This is a genomic window from Rubripirellula lacrimiformis (genome assembly GCF_007741535.1).
In the GTDB taxonomy this organism is placed as follows: domain Bacteria; phylum Planctomycetota; class Planctomycetia; order Pirellulales; family Pirellulaceae; genus Rubripirellula; species Rubripirellula lacrimiformis.
On the sequence record NZ_CP036525.1, the window covers coordinates 2,085,087 to 2,102,851 of the forward strand.

General features: G+C 57.1%; 15 protein-coding genes. 13 read left to right on the forward strand and 2 right to left on the reverse strand.

Annotated features, from left to right (window positions below):
- Window positions 1-14: 14 nt before the first annotated feature.
- From K227x_RS07295 to K227x_RS07315, 5 genes are all read left to right on the forward strand, one after another.
- Window positions 15-1,169: an iron-containing alcohol dehydrogenase gene (locus tag K227x_RS07295; RefSeq protein ID WP_145168917.1), complete on the forward strand. Its 1,155-nt coding sequence runs from the start codon at window positions 15-17 to the stop codon at window positions 1,167-1,169.
- 694 nt (window positions 1,170-1,863) lie between these two features.
- Window positions 1,864-2,940, forward strand: a complete 1,077-nt coding sequence (locus tag K227x_RS31085) for a tetratricopeptide repeat protein (RefSeq protein ID WP_246146632.1) — start codon at window positions 1,864-1,866, stop codon at window positions 2,938-2,940.
- 72 nt (window positions 2,941-3,012) lie between these two features.
- Window positions 3,013-3,282, forward strand: coding sequence for a WXG100 family type VII secretion target (locus K227x_RS07305; protein ID WP_145168918.1), 270 nt, complete (start codon window positions 3,013-3,015; stop codon window positions 3,280-3,282).
- A gap of 4 nt (window positions 3,283-3,286) precedes the next feature.
- Window positions 3,287-3,766, forward strand: a complete 480-nt coding sequence (locus tag K227x_RS07310) for a hypothetical protein (protein WP_145168919.1) — start codon at window positions 3,287-3,289, stop codon at window positions 3,764-3,766.
- 97 nt (window positions 3,767-3,863) lie between these two features.
- The gene (locus K227x_RS07315; RefSeq protein ID WP_145168920.1) at window positions 3,864-5,033 is read left to right on the forward strand and encodes a hypothetical protein; all 1,170 of its coding nucleotides are present in this window, start codon (window positions 3,864-3,866) and stop codon (window positions 5,031-5,033) included.
- Window positions 5,034-5,063: 30 nt separating this feature from the next.
- Here K227x_RS07315 and sucD read toward each other — a convergent pair whose 3' ends face one another.
- Both sucD and sucC read right to left on the reverse strand, forming a co-directional pair.
- Window positions 5,064-5,939 carry a succinate--CoA ligase subunit alpha gene (sucD, locus tag K227x_RS07320; RefSeq protein WP_145168921.1) on the reverse strand — a complete coding sequence of 292 codons (876 nt, stop codon included), beginning with the start codon at window positions 5,937-5,939 and terminating at the stop codon, window positions 5,064-5,066.
- A gap of 111 nt (window positions 5,940-6,050) precedes the next feature.
- Window positions 6,051-7,235: an ADP-forming succinate--CoA ligase subunit beta gene (sucC, locus tag K227x_RS07325; RefSeq protein WP_145168922.1), complete on the reverse strand. Its 1,185-nt coding sequence runs from the start codon at window positions 7,233-7,235 to the stop codon at window positions 6,051-6,053.
- 133 nt (window positions 7,236-7,368) lie between these two features.
- Here sucC and K227x_RS07330 point away from each other — a divergent pair, with 133 nt between their 5' ends.
- The 8 genes from K227x_RS07330 to K227x_RS07365 all read left to right on the forward strand — a co-directional run bounded on the left by K227x_RS07330 (window position 7,369) and on the right by K227x_RS07365 (window position 17,643).
- Window positions 7,369-8,943 (forward strand): UxaA family hydrolase, encoded by a 1,575-nt coding sequence (locus K227x_RS07330; protein WP_145168923.1) that lies wholly within the window; start codon window positions 7,369-7,371, stop codon window positions 8,941-8,943.
- Between the two features lie 474 nt (window positions 8,944-9,417).
- Entirely contained in the window at window positions 9,418-9,831 is a 414-nt protein-coding gene (locus tag K227x_RS07335; RefSeq protein WP_145168924.1) for a hypothetical protein, read from the forward strand.
- 966 nt (window positions 9,832-10,797) lie between these two features.
- The gene (locus tag K227x_RS07340) at window positions 10,798-11,211 is read left to right on the forward strand and encodes a hypothetical protein (RefSeq protein ID WP_145168924.1); all 414 of its coding nucleotides are present in this window, start codon (window positions 10,798-10,800) and stop codon (window positions 11,209-11,211) included.
- A 641-nt stretch (window positions 11,212-11,852) separates the two neighbouring features.
- On the forward strand, window positions 11,853-12,890 hold the full coding sequence (locus K227x_RS07345) for a DUF3500 domain-containing protein (protein ID WP_145168925.1): 1,038 nt from the start codon (window positions 11,853-11,855) through the stop codon (window positions 12,888-12,890).
- An 82-nt stretch (window positions 12,891-12,972) separates the two neighbouring features.
- Window positions 12,973-13,383: a hypothetical protein gene (locus tag K227x_RS07350; RefSeq protein ID WP_145168926.1), complete on the forward strand. Its 411-nt coding sequence runs from the start codon at window positions 12,973-12,975 to the stop codon at window positions 13,381-13,383.
- A 55-nt stretch (window positions 13,384-13,438) separates the two neighbouring features.
- On the forward strand, window positions 13,439-16,510 hold the full coding sequence (locus K227x_RS07355; RefSeq protein ID WP_246146633.1) for a M28 family peptidase: 3,072 nt from the start codon (window positions 13,439-13,441) through the stop codon (window positions 16,508-16,510).
- A gap of 111 nt (window positions 16,511-16,621) precedes the next feature.
- The gene (locus K227x_RS07360; protein ID WP_145168927.1) at window positions 16,622-17,293 is read left to right on the forward strand and encodes a zinc metallopeptidase; all 672 of its coding nucleotides are present in this window, start codon (window positions 16,622-16,624) and stop codon (window positions 17,291-17,293) included.
- Window positions 17,294-17,445: 152 nt separating this feature from the next.
- On the forward strand, window positions 17,446-17,643 hold the full coding sequence (locus K227x_RS07365) for a hypothetical protein (protein ID WP_145168928.1): 198 nt from the start codon (window positions 17,446-17,448) through the stop codon (window positions 17,641-17,643).
- The last annotated feature ends 122 nt before the right edge of the window (window positions 17,644-17,765 follow it).

Here is a 17,765-nt window from a genome sequence, read left to right on the forward strand (position 1 = left end):
TCGACCGGCTATCCATGCAGCCTTTTGACATTCAAAGCCGCACGCGTTTCATCTTCGGCGATGGAACGATATCGCGTCTGGGTGAACTGGCCGCCAGCTTCCGTCCTGGCTGTGTGTTAGTCGTTAGTGATCGAGGGATCATGGAGGCGGGGCACGACGCAGCCGCGATCGCCTCGCTGAAGTCAGCGGGGCTGCGGGTGGAGTCGTTTCACGATTTTGCTGAAAATCCCACGTCCGCAATGGTCGACGCAGGGGTTCGGCATGCGGCCAAAGTGAAGCCCGACTTGCTGGTTGGGCTGGGCGGCGGCAGCAGCATGGATTGTTGCAAGGGAATCAACTTCGTCTATTCGTGCGGTGGCACCATCCACGACTATCATGGTGTCGGCAAAGCGACGGGCGAATTGTTACCGATGATCGCAATCCCGACGACATCGGGAACTGGAAGCGAAGCTCAGTCATTTGCGTTGATCAGCGACGTCGATACGCATGTGAAAATGGCTTGCGGCGATCCCCGCGCCGCATGTCGGATCGCCATTCTGGATCCTGTGTTGACCCTGACTCAGCCCCAGCGTGTGACCGCGTTGACGGGAATCGATGCGATCTCGCACGCGATCGAAACCTACGTCACCAAGCGGCGCAATCCGATGTCGGTGACCTACAGTCGACGCGCATTTGGGATGTTGGCAGATGGGTTTTCTCGCGTGCTTGCCGATCCGTCTGATTTAGAGGCGCGTGGCCAGATGCAGCTGGGGGCCTGCTTTGCCGGGATGGCCATCGAAACATCAATGCTAGGTGCTGCCCATGCGACAGCGAACCCATTGACGGCACGGCACGCGGTGACGCACGGTCAAGCGGTCGGGATGATGTTGCCGGCTGTCATTCGAATGAATGGGGCTCAGCATGCCGATTGGTACGGCGAACTGATGCGTGAAGTGGAACCCAGCACCAGGGATGAAGACGCCCCCGAGCGTTTGGCGAATCTTGTCACCGGATGGTTGCGCGAAGCCGGACTGGCAACATCGCTAAGCGAGCTGTCGATTGCCGAGTCCGAGATCGACGTGTTGGCCGATGATTCGCTGAAACAATGGACCGGTACCTTCAATCCCGTTGCCTTGGATGCCGGACGAAGTCAGGGGTTGTATCGCGCGGTGGTCAACGCGGCCGGCTAGAGGCATCACGTGACGATCGCCCGGCTGTTGTCGAATCATGCGATGGTGGGTCTTCGATTACGGGTCTTCGATTACGGGTCTTCGATTACGGGTCTTCGATTACGGGCCTTCGTTCGCCGGGCCGCGAGTTTCGAGGCGCGGTCGTGCGGGGCGATGTCCACACTGCCAAACGGCTGCGTTTTGGATGGGGCGGAAACGGATGATGATTGTGTCGCGTGTTGCCATTGGTGTCCTGGTTGCCGAGGAATTTTGGCTCATCCGTCGGAAGGGTGCGCCGTACCCAGGGACGAGGTTTTCGGAGGAATTGCTCCGATGTCCGAAATTTGAGCCGACCATTTCGATGCGTTAGAATTGATTTGCCAAGTGAAGCGGAAGCGAGCTCTGCTGAGGAGCAACTTGCCAAGGAATAGCTTGGTCTCCGATGCGCCGAAGGTGCTTCGTGGCCCACCGGCATGCTCGCCATGCCGGTGGGGTGTTTTTAATAGGGACGCCATCCATCACTAAGCATTCGGACATCGGAGCATGCCTGCAAAAACCTCGGGCGCTCCCTTCCGACGGATGAGCCGGAATTTTCAAGCTTTGGCTGGCGCCAGTTTGCAAAATCGGTGGCGTGAAACCGTGCACGCGTTTGCGGCTTGGCCCGGCATGGTTCACAATAGGGATATGCCCCTTATCACCTTGTGAGCAGACAATCATGCCAACGCCCTCCGAGAATGGATCGGACACACATTTGAAGGCGGCATCTTCGGCTTCGTTTGATGGTCAATCGGGGCGATGGGAACTGGTCGAAGCGAGCGATCTGCCGCGAATTTCCTTGGACGAATCAGACGGTTCAGATGATCAGCTGGCGGGTGTGTCGGGTGATGAATCGATTCAAAGCGGCGGCGTTGGTCAAAACATCGCCAAGGACGCAGGTGCATCCGTCACGACCCATCCGTTGCAGCAAACGCTTGGCGAATCACCTACCACGTCGGTTCCGGACGGAACCGTTGCTTCGTTATCGATGTCCAGCCAACTTGCCGAACCCAATCCCGTTTCGGCCGGAACTTCCGCTGACCAGCCAAAGCCCAAGTTGCAGCTGCAGCGTCGTCAACAGCTTGAACATCATCTGAAGGCGAATCCTGCGGACTTGGATTCGTTCTTGGAACTGGCCCGTATTTATCGAGACGAGAACCATCCAATCGATGCTCGCCGAGTGCTGCAGCAAGCGCTGCAGATCTTTCCCGATGATGCCGATTTGCTGTGGGAATTCGAAGAGGCGACTTTGTCGCGGTCGTTGCAGCAGTTGCGTGAAGTCAGCGAACTGGCCAGCCGGTTGGACACCGCGGAAACCGATCGTGAACTCAGTCGGTGCCAGCAGGATTGGGCGATGCGGCGGATCGAGGTCTGTCAATCGCGGATCAATCGTGACCCAAGCTTGGTGCACCTTCGCGTCACGCTAGGGGAAGCGATGTACGAAGCCGAGCGGTTCGACGACGCGTTGGATGAACTGGATCCCGTGCTGCGTCACTGGGAACTGTCACCATCGGCGTACTTGATTCGGGGGAAGTGTTTGCTGGCGATGGGAAAGGACTTGGACGCGATGGTTGCCTTCCGAGCTTGCGCACTGCGGCGGGCGGTTGTTGCTCCGCTGCGAACACGGGTGTTCGCGCTGCGGTTGCTTTGCGAAACCGCGGATCGGCTAGGCATTGTGCTGACGCTAGCGCAGTACCGATCGGCACTCCAACAGGCCGAACAGGAACTTGCCAAACAAGCCGCGTTGGGCAAGTGAAAATGATGCTGACGTGAACGATTCCTGTCTGTTTTGATCTCTTCACCAATCGACACATCCCCAGAGTTTCTGATGAATCAAGCCGTTGTGGATCCGGACCAGCTTCGCCAATTTGCGTCTCAGCTGCATCGTTTCGCCGAAGAAATGAAACAGCGTTCGACAGGTTTGGCGACTCAGATGAACCAGTTAGAACAGACGTGGCGTGACGAACAGCAGCGAAAGTTTTCGGACGAATTCACCGCTCAGATGCGACAGATGGCGCGCCTGATCCAGACGACCGAAGAACACGTCCCCTACCTGATGCGGAAGGCCGAACAGATCGACGCCTATTTAGGACGCTAGTTTGATGGCCGCCAGCAACGTTCGCAGTATCGAAGCGCTCGAAGTCTTTCACGATGGCTTGATTGGATTGTCCGGCGATTGGGACAAGACATTGCAAGAGGTGCGGATGTTGGTCCATCGCGCGGAGGAATATTTTTCGCAAGACCGGCCCAAGTATTGGCGTCACCAAGTTCAGTTGGCCGAACGTTATTTGAACGAGGCCAAAGATCAATTGGCTCAGAAACGTTCTGCGGTGCGTGCGTCGGATCGTCCGGCGGCAACCGAGGCGGTCAAACGAGTCCAGGTGGCCGAGCGACGGCTGCGGCTGACCCAGGCCAAAGTCCGCGAAGCCAAAGCCTATTCGATTGAAGTTTCGCAGGCCTGCAACGCGGTGCTGGGACCCCTTGCCGATGTGGCTCAGCACTGCGAGGTTCTGTTGCCGACGGCAGCCTTGGAACTGCATGCTCTGATCAATCAATTGAAGGCCTACGCGGATCGGCAATAGATTTCGGCCAACGATCGGGTCCGACCCAGCTAAAGTGAACGAGGGTGCCGGTGAACGTTCCCTCGCTTGCGACTAAAAAAACTTGAATATGGAAGCTATGAATAAGCCTGCAGAGATCTTCGCTTCGCTTGCCCAGCATCGGTCCGAGCCCGCCGTGATGCTGGACCAGATGATTGAACACTTTCGCCAAGAACGCAGCGCGATGGAGCTGTTCGAAGCGATGAAGATGCGCGTTCGCCATCAGGTCGGATTGCCATTGGTTCCGTTTGGTGAGGAACCGGCGCGGTCCGAAGAAGTCGAACGCCAGTTGGAACTGGGGCTGTTGCAGGCTTGTCGTGAAGCCGGGACTATCTTGGTGCAGGACGGCCGCGTCGCCGAAGGATGGATGTATTTGCGGCCGACCGCCGATATGGAACTGGCGCGTGAATTGATCAGCAAGATCGAAATCACGGACGACAACTATGACGACATGATCCAGGTGCTTTTGCACGAAGGCGTGGATGTCGCGCGAGGCTTTCAGGCGGTCATCGACCATCAAGGGACCTGCAACAGTGTCACGCTGTACGAACAATCGATCGTGGCCCGCAGCATGCCGGACCGAAAGGCAGCGTCGACGTGCTTGCTGAACCATTTGTACGGTGAACTTTGTTCGTTGGTGCGATCGGATATCGCACAGAAGGACGGCGAGCCGCCGGCGGGTGAAGACGAATCTTTGGGGGATATGATCGAAAGCCGCCGCTGGATTCTAGAGGGCGGCGGGTATCACTTGGACACGACCCACTTGGCCGCGACGGTTCGTGTAGCGACGGTGTTGGATGATCCGGCCCTGCTGAAGAAGGCGTGGGAACTGACACAATACGGTCGTCGCCTTCATCACCAATTTCAGTATCCCGGGGACGAACCGTTTGTGGACTTCTATCCTGCCTATGGGGCCTTCTATTCGGTCCTGTTGGGGCAGAATGTCGACGCCGGGTTGAAGTTGTTTCAGCGCAAGGCAAGCACGGTCGATGTCGCCGAGCACGGTACCGGTGCGATTGAAACCTACGTCGATCTGTTGGACAGAATCGGGCGGCACGGTGAAGCGGTCACCGCAGCGATTGAACTGGTTCCGGCTGATGTGCCGGCGCAACGGATCGTTCCAATGCTGATCGAGATTGCTGGCCGAGCGAAAGATGCTGGCGACCCGACTGCCTTCGAATCGCTGCTGGCCTATTGCCAACAGCGAGAGGACGTTCTGGGTTACGCCGCGGCATTGCACGCGGCGTGATAGAGATCGGCTTGTGGGAGAAGGGCCGAGTTACTTCTTGGCCATCGCTTTGACGACGGCATCGCCCATGTCGGCAGGCGTCGGAGCGACGACGATACCGGCGTCTTCGAGTGCAGCGACCTTTTCTTCGGCGGTTCCCTTTCCGCCACTGATGATTGCACCAGCGTGGCCCATTCGTTTTCCGGGAGGCGCGGTGCGTCCGGCGATGAAGGCGGCCATTGGCTTGGTGACGTGCTCTTTCGCAAACGCAGCGGCTTCTTCTTCTGCCGATCCACCAATCTCGCCGATCATCAAGATCGCTTCGGTTTGGTCGTCTTCCTGGTACATCTTCAGCAGATCGATAAAGCTGGTGCCGACGATCGGGTCGCCACCAAGGCCAACACAGGTGCTTTGACCAAGGCCCAGGTTGCTGGTTTGCCAAACCGATTCGTAAGTCAGCGTACCACTGCGGCTCATCACGCCGATTTTACCGGGTTGGTGAATGTAACCAGGCATGATGCCGATCTTGCACTCACCGGGAGTGATCAGGCCGGGGCAGTTGGGACCGATCAAGATCGAATCGCTGGCTTTGACCTTTTCGTAGACGCGGACCATGTCCAGGACTGGTACGCCTTCGGTGATCGCCGCGATGACTTTGATGCCCGCGTCGACGGCTTCCAAGATGGCGTCGGCCGTGAACGGTGGCGGGACGAAGATCATGGTCGCGTCGGCGCCGGTTTGGTGCACGGCTTCTTCGACCGTATCGAAGACGGGGATGCCTTCGACGTTTTGGCCACCTTTACCCGGTGTAACGCCACCGACCATTTGGGTGCCGTAATCGCGGCAACCGAGCGAGTGGAAGGTACCCGCGTTGCCGGTGATGCCTTGGCAAATGACTTTTGTATTTTTGTTGACCAGGATGGACATGAGAGGACGGTTTTAGATTGTGGGAATTGTTTTTTAGAAAGACAGGGCAGGATTCAAAAGACGCCTGTCCCGCGGGACGAATCGCCGCAGAACGAGCATCCGTTGCCCTGTTTAACCCGCAGCCGCGACGATCTTTTTGGCGGCGTCGGTGATGTCCGTCGCGTTGATGATGTCAACGTCCGATTCGGCCAACATCTTGCGGCCTTCTTCCACTTCGGTCCCTTCCAAGCGGACGACCAACGGGACAGTGAACCCGACAATCTTGCTGGCTTCGATGATGGCCGATGCGATCGTGGTGCAGCGAGCGATACCACCAAAGATATTGACCAGCACACCCTTGCAGTTGGGATCCGACAGCAGGATCTGGAATGCCTCGGTGACCTGTTCGGTATTGGCACCACCACCGACATCCAAGAAATTGGCTGGCTTGCCGCCGTGGTACTTGATGATGTCCATGGTGGACATCGCCAACCCGGCTCCGTTGACCAAGCAACCGATGTTGCCTTCCAGTTTGACGTAGCTGAGGCCTGATTCGCTGGCCCGAACTTCGCTAGGTTCTTCCTCGGATAGGTCGCGGTATTCCAGCAGATTCTTGTGGCGGAACAGCGCATTGCCGTCGAAGTCAATTTTCGCGTCCAACGCGATCATTTGGTTGTCGCCGGTGATCACCAACGGGTTGATCTCTGCCATCGAACAGTCGTAGTCCACAAAGAACCGGCAGATTGCTGGCATGAACTTGAATGCGGCTTTGGCGGCAGCACCTTCGATCTTCAGCTTTTTGCAAAGCTTGCGGACCTGGAATGCTTCCAGCCCGACTGCAGGATCAAAGTGTTCCTTGAAGATCAGTTCAGGGGTGTGCTCGGCGACTTCTTCGATTTCCACACCGCCTTCGGTGCTAGCCATCAGGACCGGTTTCATCTTGGCGCGGTCGATGACGATGCCCAAGTAGAGTTCGCGAGCGATATCGCAGCCGGTTTCGACGAAGACCTGGTTGACGGTCTTGCCTTCGGGGCCGGTTTGGATCGTGACCAGCACTTTGCCCAGCAGGCCTTCGGCGGCCGCGCGAACTTCATCCGCACTCTTGCAAACGACAACGCCACGTTGGTCAGGATTGTCTTTGACGGTACCTTTGCCTCGCCCACCGGCGTGGATTTGCGATTTCACGACGGCAATCTTGCCGCCTAGCTTTTCGTAGGCTTTGACGGCTTCGTCGGCCGTTTTCGCAATGATGCCGTCCAGGACGGGGACGCCAGCTTGGCGAAACAACTCTTTGCCCTGATATTCGTGGATCTTCATCGGCTTTTGTTTGGCTTGGAGGCTGCCTTATCGTGGTTAGATTGTGGCAGCAGTTTCGTAAAGTACAGTGATCGAACACACCAACTGGAATATACGCGTCGGATCCGGCGCGAGGAACCATAGGACTTAAGCGATGGATGGCAAATATCAACGATTCGAACTCGATGCCGGTCTGATCCGACTCAATGCAATCGACTCGGTCGCAGTGGCGACCAAGGACCTTCGACGCGGCGATCAGGAGACGATCGATGGAAAAACGATTTGTCTGCGCCGCAACATTCCGTCAGGCCACAAGGTGGCGATCGTCGCGATCGACGCAGGGCAGCCAGTGTTGAAATATGGCCAACCGATCGGAATCGCCAGCCAGGCGATCGTGCCGGGCGACCATGTTCATTCGGACAATTTGGTCGACCACCACACCGTTTCGGGCGACCTGTCGGCGATCTCGCCTCCTCCGCCCCCGCCGGCAATCAGCCGTGTCTTTGAAGGTTTCCATCGACCCGATGGAAGGGTTGGCACGCGGAACTACGTTTGTCTGATGTCCACGGTCAATTGCAGTGCGACGGTTTGTCACCAAGTGGCCAAGCGTTTTACCGCGGACCGAATGAAACGTTGGCCCAACGTGGACGGCGTTTTTGCGGCAACGCATACGACCGGATGTGCCATGCAGTACAACGGCATCAAGCACCAGATGTTGGGGCGGGTGCTGGCCGGTTACGCCCGCCATCCGAATGTCGGTGGGACGTTGGTGATCGGTTTGGGGTGCGAACAAACGACGTCCGGATATCTGGCCGAACACCACGGTGTGGTTTCGTTGTACTCGCCCGATGGCACGCTTCTGACACGCGACGACGGGATGCCGATGTTGACGATGCAGACCGAAGGCGGGACCAGAGCCACGATCGAAAAAGCGGACGCGTTGCTAGAACAGGTGCTCGATCGAGCCAACCAATTCACGCGAAAGACCGCGGATGCATCCCATCTGAATTTGGCCGTTGAATGTGGCGGCAGCGACGGCTATTCCGGATTGACCGCGAATCCGGCGGTGGGGGTGGTTTCGGATCGTGTCGTCGCCTGCGGTGGGACCAGTGTGATTTCCGAAACAACCGAACTGTATGGAGCCGAGCACCTGTTGGTGGGGCGGAGCCGGTCGGCGGACGTCGCGCAGGCGCTGTTGGACCGCATCGAGTGGTGGAAGCAGCACGTCGCGACCTATGGCGGACAGATCGACAACAACCCGTCGGTCGGAAACAAAGCGGGCGGTCTAACGACGATCACCGAGAAATCGCTAGGTGCGGTCTCTAAGAGTGGTTCGACGGCGATCGAGGCGTTCTATCAGTACGCAGAACCCGTCACGTCCAAGGGAATGGTGGTCATGGATTCGCCGGGGTTTGATCCATCAAGCGTCACCGGCAAGGTGGCCGGAGGAGCGAATTTGGTGATGTTCACGACCGGTCGCGGCAGTTGTTTTGGATGCAAGCCAACGCCAGTGATCAAGATCGCAACCAATACGCCGATGTTCGAGTCGCTACAGGAGGACATGGACTTGGACGCTGGTCCGGTCTTGGCTGGGGAAGATTTGCAATCGGTCGGCGATCGATTCTTCGATTTTGCGTTGGAAGTGGCCAGCGGAAAGCTGACGCATAGCGAGGAATTGGGATTCGGAGACCACGAATTTGTACCCTGGACGGTTGGTCCCACGCTCTAGCGGGGCGGAAGCTGGAAGTGGACGCGCGGTGTGTCCGGCAGACGCGGCAGATTGCAAATTGCAAAATGAACATTTCAAATTGGATATTGGCCCCAGGCGGATGCCCGGCGGGCAACACGCCCCGAGTCGTCGATTCATCCGCCGCCGCATTCCCCTTCCCAGCCTCTTCTCTCCACCCCACCCTTCAATTTGCATTTTGAAATGTTCAATTTGCAATTTGCAATTCTCCCCCTCCTTCCCGTCGTTCGCCCACACAGCGGTGGCGGGGATGCGAGCGAACGCGAAACGTATTGTTCGGTGTATCCGTGGTTGGACCGCGGCAGATTGCAAATTGCAAAATGAACATTTCAAATTGGATATTGGCCCCAGGCGGATGACCGGCGGGCAACGCGCCCCGAGTGGTCGATCCATCCGCCGCCGCATTCCCCTTCCCAGCCTCTTCTCTCCACCCCACCCCTCAATTTGCATTTTGAAATGTTCAATTTGCAATTTGCAATTCTCCCCTCCTTCCCGTCGTTCGCCCACACAGCGGTGACGGGGATGCGAGCGAACGCGAAACGTATTGTTCGGTGTATCCGTGGCTGGAACGCGGCAGATTGCAAATTGCAAAATGAACATTTCAAATTGGATATTGGTCCCAAGCGGATGACCGGCGGGCAACACGCCCCGAGTCGTCGATTCATCCGCTGCCGCATTTCCCCTTCCCAGCCTCTTCTCTCCACCCCACCCCTCAATTTGCATTTTGAAATGTTCAATTTGCAATTTGCAATCTTCCCCCCCCTCCCCGTCGTTCGCCCACACAGCGGTGACGGGGATGCGAGCGAACGCGAAACGTATTGTTCGGTGTATCCGTGGTTGGACCGCGGCAGATTGCAAATTGCAAAATGAACATTTCAAATTGGATATTGGCCCCAGGCGGATGCCCGGCGGGCAACGCGACCCAAGTCGTCGATTCATCCGCTGCCGCATTCCCCTTCCCAGCCTCTTCTCTCCTCCCCACCCCTCAAATTGCATTTTGAAATGTTCCATTTGCAATTTGCAATTCTCCCCCCCCCCTCCCGTCGTTCACCCCAGGCAGCGGTGACGGGGATGCGGATGCGAGGGAGCGAACGCGAAGCGTGTGGCGCGGTGTATCCGTGGATGGAACGCGGCAGATTGCAAATTGCAAAATGAACATTTCAAATTGGATATTGGTCCCAAGCGGATGCCCGGCGGGCAACACGCCCCGAGTCGTCGATTCATCCGCTGCCGCATTTCCCCTTCCCAGCCTCTTCTCTCCACCCCACCCCCTCAATTTGCATTTTGAAATGTTCCATTTGCAATTTGCAATTCTCCCCCTCCTTCCCGTCGTTCGCCCACGCAGCGGTGACGGGGATGCGAGCGAACGCGAAACGTATTGTTCGGTGTATCCGTGGTTGGACCGCGGCAGATTGCAAATTGCAAAATGAACATTTCAAATTGGATATTGGCCCCAGGCGGATGACCGGCGGGCAACGCGACCCGAGTCGTCGATTCATCCGCTGCCGCATTTCCCCTTCCCAGCCTCTTCTCTCCTCCCCACCCCTCAATTTGCATTTTGAAATGTTCAATTTGCAATTTGCAATTCTCCCCCTCCTTCCCGTCGTTCGCCCACACAGCGGTGGCGGGGATGCGAGCGAACGCGAAACGTATTGTTCGGTGTATCCGTGGTTGGACCGCGGCAGATTGCAAATTGCAAAATGAACATTTCAAATTGGATATTGGCCCCAGGCGGATGACCGGCGGGCAACGCGCCCCGAGTGGTCGATCCATCCGCCGCCGCATTCCCCTTCCCAGCCTCTTCTCTCCACCCCACCCCTCAATTTGCATTTTGAAATGTTCAATTTGCAATTTGCAATTCTCCCCTCCTTCCCGTCGTTCGCCCACACAGCGGTGACGGGGATGCGAGCGAACGCGAAACGTATTGTTCGGTGTATCCGTGGCTGGAACGCGGCAGATTGCAAATTGCAAAATGAACATTTCAAATTGGATATTGGTCCCAAGCGGATGACCGGCGGGCAACACGCCCCGAGTCGTCGATTCATCCGCTGCCGCATTTCCCCTTCCCAGCCTCTTCTCTCCACCCCACCCCTCAATTTGCATTTTGAAATGTTCAATTTGCAATTTGCAATCTTCCCCCCCCTCCCCGTCGTTCGCCCACACAGCGGTGACGGGGATGCGAGCGAACGCGAAACGTATTGTTCGGTGTATCCGTGGTTGGACCGCGGCAGATTGCAAATTGCAAAATGAACATTTCAAATTGGATATTGGCCCCAGGCGGATGCCCGGCGGGCAACGCGACCCAAGTCGTCGATTCATCCGCTGCCGCATTCCCCTTCCCAGCCTCTTCTCTCCTCCCCACCCCTCAAATTGCATTTTGAAATGTTCCATTTGCAATTTGCAATTCTCCCCCCCCCCTCCCGTCGTTCACCCCAGGCAGCGGTGACGGGGATGCGGATGCGAGGGAGCGAACGCGAAGCGTGTGGCGCGGTGTATCCGTGGATGGAACGCGGCAGATTGCAAATTGCAAAATGAACATTTCAAATTGGATATTGGTCCCAAGCGGATGCCCGGCGGGCAACACGCCCCGAGTCGTCGATTCATCCGCTGCCGCATTTCCCCTTCCCAGCCTCTTCTCTCCACCCCACCCCCTCAATTTGCATTTTGAAATGTTCCATTTGCAATTTGCAATTCTCCCCTCCCCTCCCCGCGCTGGGTTGACGGAATTTCGCTGCCCTAATCGGAGGGGAGGAGAAAGCAGGGAATTTCGCGGGTGATTTGGGCGATCGGTTGATCTTTGGGGCCGCTTTCCGAATGCGTGTCGAGGCGACCAAATCGGTGTAGAATGATCGCCCTTCCCCATCCCTTTCCCGCCCCCGGATTTGCTACCCATGCGTTTTGCTGTTCGTTCGCTCGTCGTCCTCGTGATCTGCGTTTCTGCGTTTGCCGTTGCTGGCTTGAAAGTGGGGGATCCGCCAGGGATGCAGATGCAGTCCTTCGCTGAGGCTTTTGTTGCGTCGCTGGACAGCGACCAGAAGGCCAAAGCGATGTTGCCGTACGATTCGGACGCGCGAGTCGATTGGCACTTCATTCCCAAAAAGACTCGCAAGGGTTTGGTGTTGCGGGATATGGATGTTGCTCAGCGAACCGCAGCTTTGCGATTGGTTCGTGCGGCGCTCAGCGAAGCCGGTTACGACAAGACCAACAAAATCATGATCAACGAATCGGTGTTGTTCAAATTGGAAGGTGACAAGCGAAACTGGGACCGTGACCCCAACAAGTATTACATCACGCTGTTCGGCCAACCGTCCAACACCGGTGCTTGGGGACTCAGTTTCGAGGGCCACCACCTGTCGCTGAACTTCGTGTGCCGCGATGGCAAAATGGTTGACAGCACCCCTCAGTTTTTTGCCGCCAATCCAGCCACGATCATGGACGATGTTGATGGCCCGCTTGGCAAAGGGACGCGAATCCTGAAGCAAGAGGAAGACCTGGCTTTCCAATTGATCGGATCGTTATCCGGCGAAAAATTGGATGCCGCGGTGATCGCCGAGGATGCACCCAAGGAAATTCGATTCGCCGGTGAAGCACAGCCCGCCGTTGGCAATCCGGAAGGCATTCCGTTTGGCAAACTGGATCCGGCCCAACGCAAACTGCTTCGCGAATTGGTCAGTGTCTATGTGGACGCCGTGGCAGACGATATTGCAGAACAGCGTCGGGAATTGATCGAAGCTAGTGGGTGGGAGAATGTCTACTTTGCTTGGGCGGGCGCAAAGGAGCCGGGCATCGGTCACTACTATCGCGTTCGTGGCAATGACTTTCTGATCGAATTCGTGAACACTCAACCCGACGCATCCGGGAATCCCGCCAACCATATCCACGCCGTTTGGCGAGACCTGACTGGCGATTTCGACTTGCCGATCAAGTAAGATTGGGTATCGCCTTGTCGGTCGGTGATCTGCGCTGGGTCACCGACGACGAGGGAACCCTTCGGATCGCTGGTTGCTTGAAATGTTTTCGTTTCTGAAACACTTGCGTCAGCGCTGGGATGATTGGTGCGGCGACCGTGATATGGAGATGGCGATTCGTCGCCACCTGAACCAGAACGGGTTTTTTGGACAGTCGGCGAAACTGAAGAACGTTCGCTGTGTCGCGGTCCAGCGACCGGGTTGGCTACAGGTGTTCCGGTTCGAAGCCAGCGTGCGAATCCGGCTGGAATCGTCGGATGACCAGCCCGATCCACCGCCCCAGTATCGCGACCTGTTCGGGTTGGTGCGTGACGACATTCGTCGCCAAATCAACACCGTCCGTGTGTTCGACGATCCACAGCAGCGGCAAGAATTATTCGCCCGGTGGAGCGACGGTCTGATCTGTTTGCGCGGCGCCCACGGATTACAGCAGGGCGATGCTGTTTCCGAATGACACGGTTGGGATAGAATTCAGGTCGAACTGAATTCCCACCTGCTTTGGATCAAAAATGGTTTGCCGATTTGTTGTGCGTTGGATGTTGTGTGCTGTGGCAGCCTTGGCTGCTGTGGTATTCGTCGACGGACGTGCCGCCCAGGCCGAGTCCCCGGATGCCGCAAAGATTTCTGGAAATGAAACCCGATTGCTTTCGGGGACGCGGCAGATCACGTTCGAAGGCCGACGAGCCGGCGAAGGCTATTTCAGCGCCGATGGTCGCCGAATGGTTTTTCAAAGTGAACGCGATCCGGCCAACCCGTTCTATCAAATCTACGTTAGCGATTTGGAAACGGGCGACATCGAAAAGGTGTCGCCGGGATGGGGGAAGACAACCTGCGCTTGGATCCATCCGCAGGGCGATCGCATTCTGTTTGCCAGTACTCAGGACGATCCCGACGCTAAGAAGAAGCAAGCCGACGAACTGGAGATTCGAGCTAGCGGCCGCCAGCGACGGTATTCGTGGGACTACGACCCCAGTTATGAACTGTACTCCAAGGAACTGCAATCGAGTGATTCGGCAGACGGCCCCTATCAGCGATTGACCAACGCCAAGGGGTACGACGCCGAGGCCAGTTACAGTCCCGATGGATCGCTGATCGTGTTTGCGTCCAATCGATCGGCGTACGAACGCGAATTGACCGAGCGAGAGAAGCAGTTGTTCGAGATTGATCCGGCATCGATGATCGATCTGTATTTGATGAACGCAGACGGCAGCAACGTTCGTCGTTTGACGGATGTGGCCGGTTACGACGGCGGCCCGTTTTTCTCGCCCGATGGCCAACGGATCTGTTGGCGGCGGTTCAGCGAAGACGGTGTGACGGCGGAAGTCTACACCATGAAGATCGACGGCACGGACGTCCAACGGTTGACCGAAATCAACGCGATGAGCTGGGCGCCTTACTATCACCCCAGTGGCGAATATCTGATTTTTACGACCAACAAGCACGGGTTCGCCAATTTTGAACTCTACTTGGTGCGCAGCGATGGCCAGGGGGAACCCGTTCGGGTCACCGATACCGACGGGTTTGACGGGCTGCCTGTCTTTCTGCCCGATGGCAAGCGACTATCCTGGACTTCGAATCGAACGAAGGCCAAGCAATCGCAGATCTTTCTAGCGGATTGGAACGATCAAGAGGCTCGGAAACTGCTGGGGATGACGGATGATCATCAAGCCGATCGATCGGCAGCACTGGAGTCTGCTCAGCAGTCGACGCCGGACTTTTCGCCCACCGACGTGATGCGTCACGTCGACTATTTGACCCGGCCCGAATTGGGCGGCCGATTGACGGGGACGCCCGGGGAACGCCGAGCAACGGCCTACGTGGCGGCCTATTTGGAAAGTTTGGGGTACGAGCCTGCGGGGGAAAACGGGACGTTCTACCAATCGTTTGATTTCCCCGCCGGATCCTCGTTGGGCGATGCCAACGCGATGACCGTCGGTGATCGGGAATTGACCTTGGGGACCGATTGGCAACCACTTTCCTTTTCCGCCGATGGCGAAATTGGCAATGCCGATATCGTCTTCGCGGGCTATGGATTGCAAGTGCCGGGATCCGAAGAGATCGATGAATACGACAGTTACGTCCATTTGAACGTGGCCGGTCAGTGGGTATTGGTGTTTCGTGATCTGCCCCAGGAAATCACGGCCGAGCAGCGCCAACAGATGGCCCGCTTTAGTTCGCCGCGTCGCAAGGCCACGATCGCACGTGATCTTGGTGCCAAGGGAATCATTTTTGTCGCCGGTCCGACCAGCAAGGTTCGCAGTGAACTGATTCGGTTCGATACCGCAGCATCGCAGGCCGGCGTCAGCATCGGTGTCGTTTCGGTGACGAACGAGGTGGCTGCAAAGTGGCTTGCTGATGCGGGGGAGAATCTGCAAGAGATCCAAGCGGGATTGGATGACGGATCGCTCGCGATGGGCTTTGCGATCGAAGGGGCGACCGCGAACGCGACTGTCGAAATCCAGCGCAAACGCGGAGTCGGGCGAAATGTGATCGCTCGTTTGAAGGCGGGGGATTCTGCGAAGTCGGCTGAAACATCCTCGGCTGTCGCGCCGGTCGTGATCGTCGGCGCGCACGTTGATCACTTGGGTAAAGGCGGCAGCACGAACTCTCTAGCCAAGGACGATGAACGCGATGCGATTCATGTGGGTGCCGACGACAACGCATCCGGCGTGGCCGCGATGTTAGAGATCGCTCAGTACTTGGCAGCCGAAAAGAAGGCCGGGCGTTTGCATCCCAAGCGTGACTTGCTGATCGCCGGTTGGAGCGGCGAGGAATTGGGGCTGTTTGGATCGCAAGCGTTCGTTAGCCACTTTTTCGATCTGTATCCCGACGCGACCCGAATCGAGATCGACCCTGATCACGCGGCCGCTGCGTCAGCACACGGGATGACCACCGATGCGGAACCATTGACCGCCGCCGTTGCCGCCTATCTGAACTTGGATATGGTCGGTCGGTTGCGAGAAAAGTTAGTGGTCCAAGGGCTCGGGTCGTCACCGGGATTCGCCAGCGAGGTCCAACGCCGCAATGTGCCCGTTGGTTTGGAACTAACGTTGGACAAAACCAGTACGCGATTGCCCACCGATGCATCAGCGTTTGTCAGTCGGGATGTGCCGATTCTGTCGGCGTTCACGGGGGCACACGAGGACTATCACACGCCACGCGATACACCCGACAAGTTGAACTATGACGGGGCGGCCAAGATCAGCCAGCTGTTCGCTCTGATCGCTCGCGGAATGTTGTCCGCCGACCAGCCGCCGCTGTTCAAGTTGGAAGAAGGCGAAGCCGCCAATCAGGACGCGCCCCGAGTTCGTCTGACCGCTTATTTGGGGACGATTCCCGACTATGCGGCTGGCAAAATCAAGGGGCTGAAACTAAGCGGCGTCGCGGGGGAAGGCCCAGCCGCCAAGGCGGGAGCCCAAGGGGGCGACATCGTCATCGAACTGGCCGGACGGACGATCGAAGATATCCACGATTACACGTATGCAATCGAAGCTCTGAAAATCGGCGAAACCATCGAAATGGTGGTCCAGCGAGGGGACGAAACGGTCAAGCTTTCGGTGACTCCGACCGCCCGAGATTAGTCGGTCACGGGATTCGAGCGAATTCTGGCCCGCCAATTGCATCACTGTTGCCTATGGATGATCGCTGCCGTTTTGGCGGCGACTTTTTCACGAGTCTGACGAGAGTTTGAAATGCTGGGACTGTATTTCCTATTTGCGATTCCGCCGCTTTTGCTGGGCTTTTATGCGCAGTGGAAAGTGAAATCATCGTTTTCTGCGATGAGCAAGATCCCGGCCCGAATGTCAGGGGCCGAAGCGGCTCGTCGGATGCTAGACAACGGTGGTTTACAGTCGGTGGCGATCGAACAGGTCAGCGGCCACCTCAGTGATCACTATGACCCTCGCGCGAAAGTGCTGCGGCTTAGTCAGGATGTGTACGGAGGCCGTTCGATGGCCGCCCTAGGAGTCGCCTGTCACGAGGCAGGTCACGCATTCCAAGATGCGAAGGGCTATGCGCCGCTTGTGATTCGGAACGCTGCTGTGCCGGCCGCAAACTTTGGGTCGGGCACCGGAATGGTGCTGCTGATGATTGGCGGTCTGTTGTCGTTCAAGCCGCTAATCCTGATCGGCGTCGCTCTGTTCGCGTTGGTTGTGTTCTTCCAGTTGGTCAACTTGCCGGTCGAATTTGATGCCAGTGCGCGAGCCAAGCACGAGCTGGTGGCCCAAGGGATGATCGCCGGAAACGAAGAACAATATATCAGCAAAGTGCTGAATGCGGCCGCACTGACCTACGTTGCTGCGACGCTGCAGTCCGTGATGACATTGCTGTACTACCTGTATGTCATTTTCGGTGACCGCCGCTAATTGACACAATCCGTACAAACCGATCGGTCCAGCGATGGACCATCGGTTTTTACGACATCCGTTCGGTGCTGATGACGCTTGTTGGCGAAAGATTCAGATAGCCACCGCGTGGTGGCTGTTTTTTTCGCCAGCATCTTACGGGCTGATTTGCCATGTCTAGCATTCCCGCACCGGTCCGCCAGGTTCTTCAAGCTCAGCAGCAAGCGACTGCCCAGCAGGTCAATTTCGCGGTTGCTGGCAAGCAGTTGGACGCACAGAAGCAGACGGGCGACGCGATCAACGCGATGCTAGAGCAGGTTGTCGACGTGCAAAGCCAAATTGCCAAAGGCCATTTGGACGTCCGCGTTTAACCAACCGATCGCGACGTTCGGCGGTGAATTCTAGATACCGCCCGCGAATTTCTTTGCCCTGTCGCGCGACGGGCAATGCCTGCGTCTAGGTGACGCCAAGGGTCCGCATCCGACGTGACGTT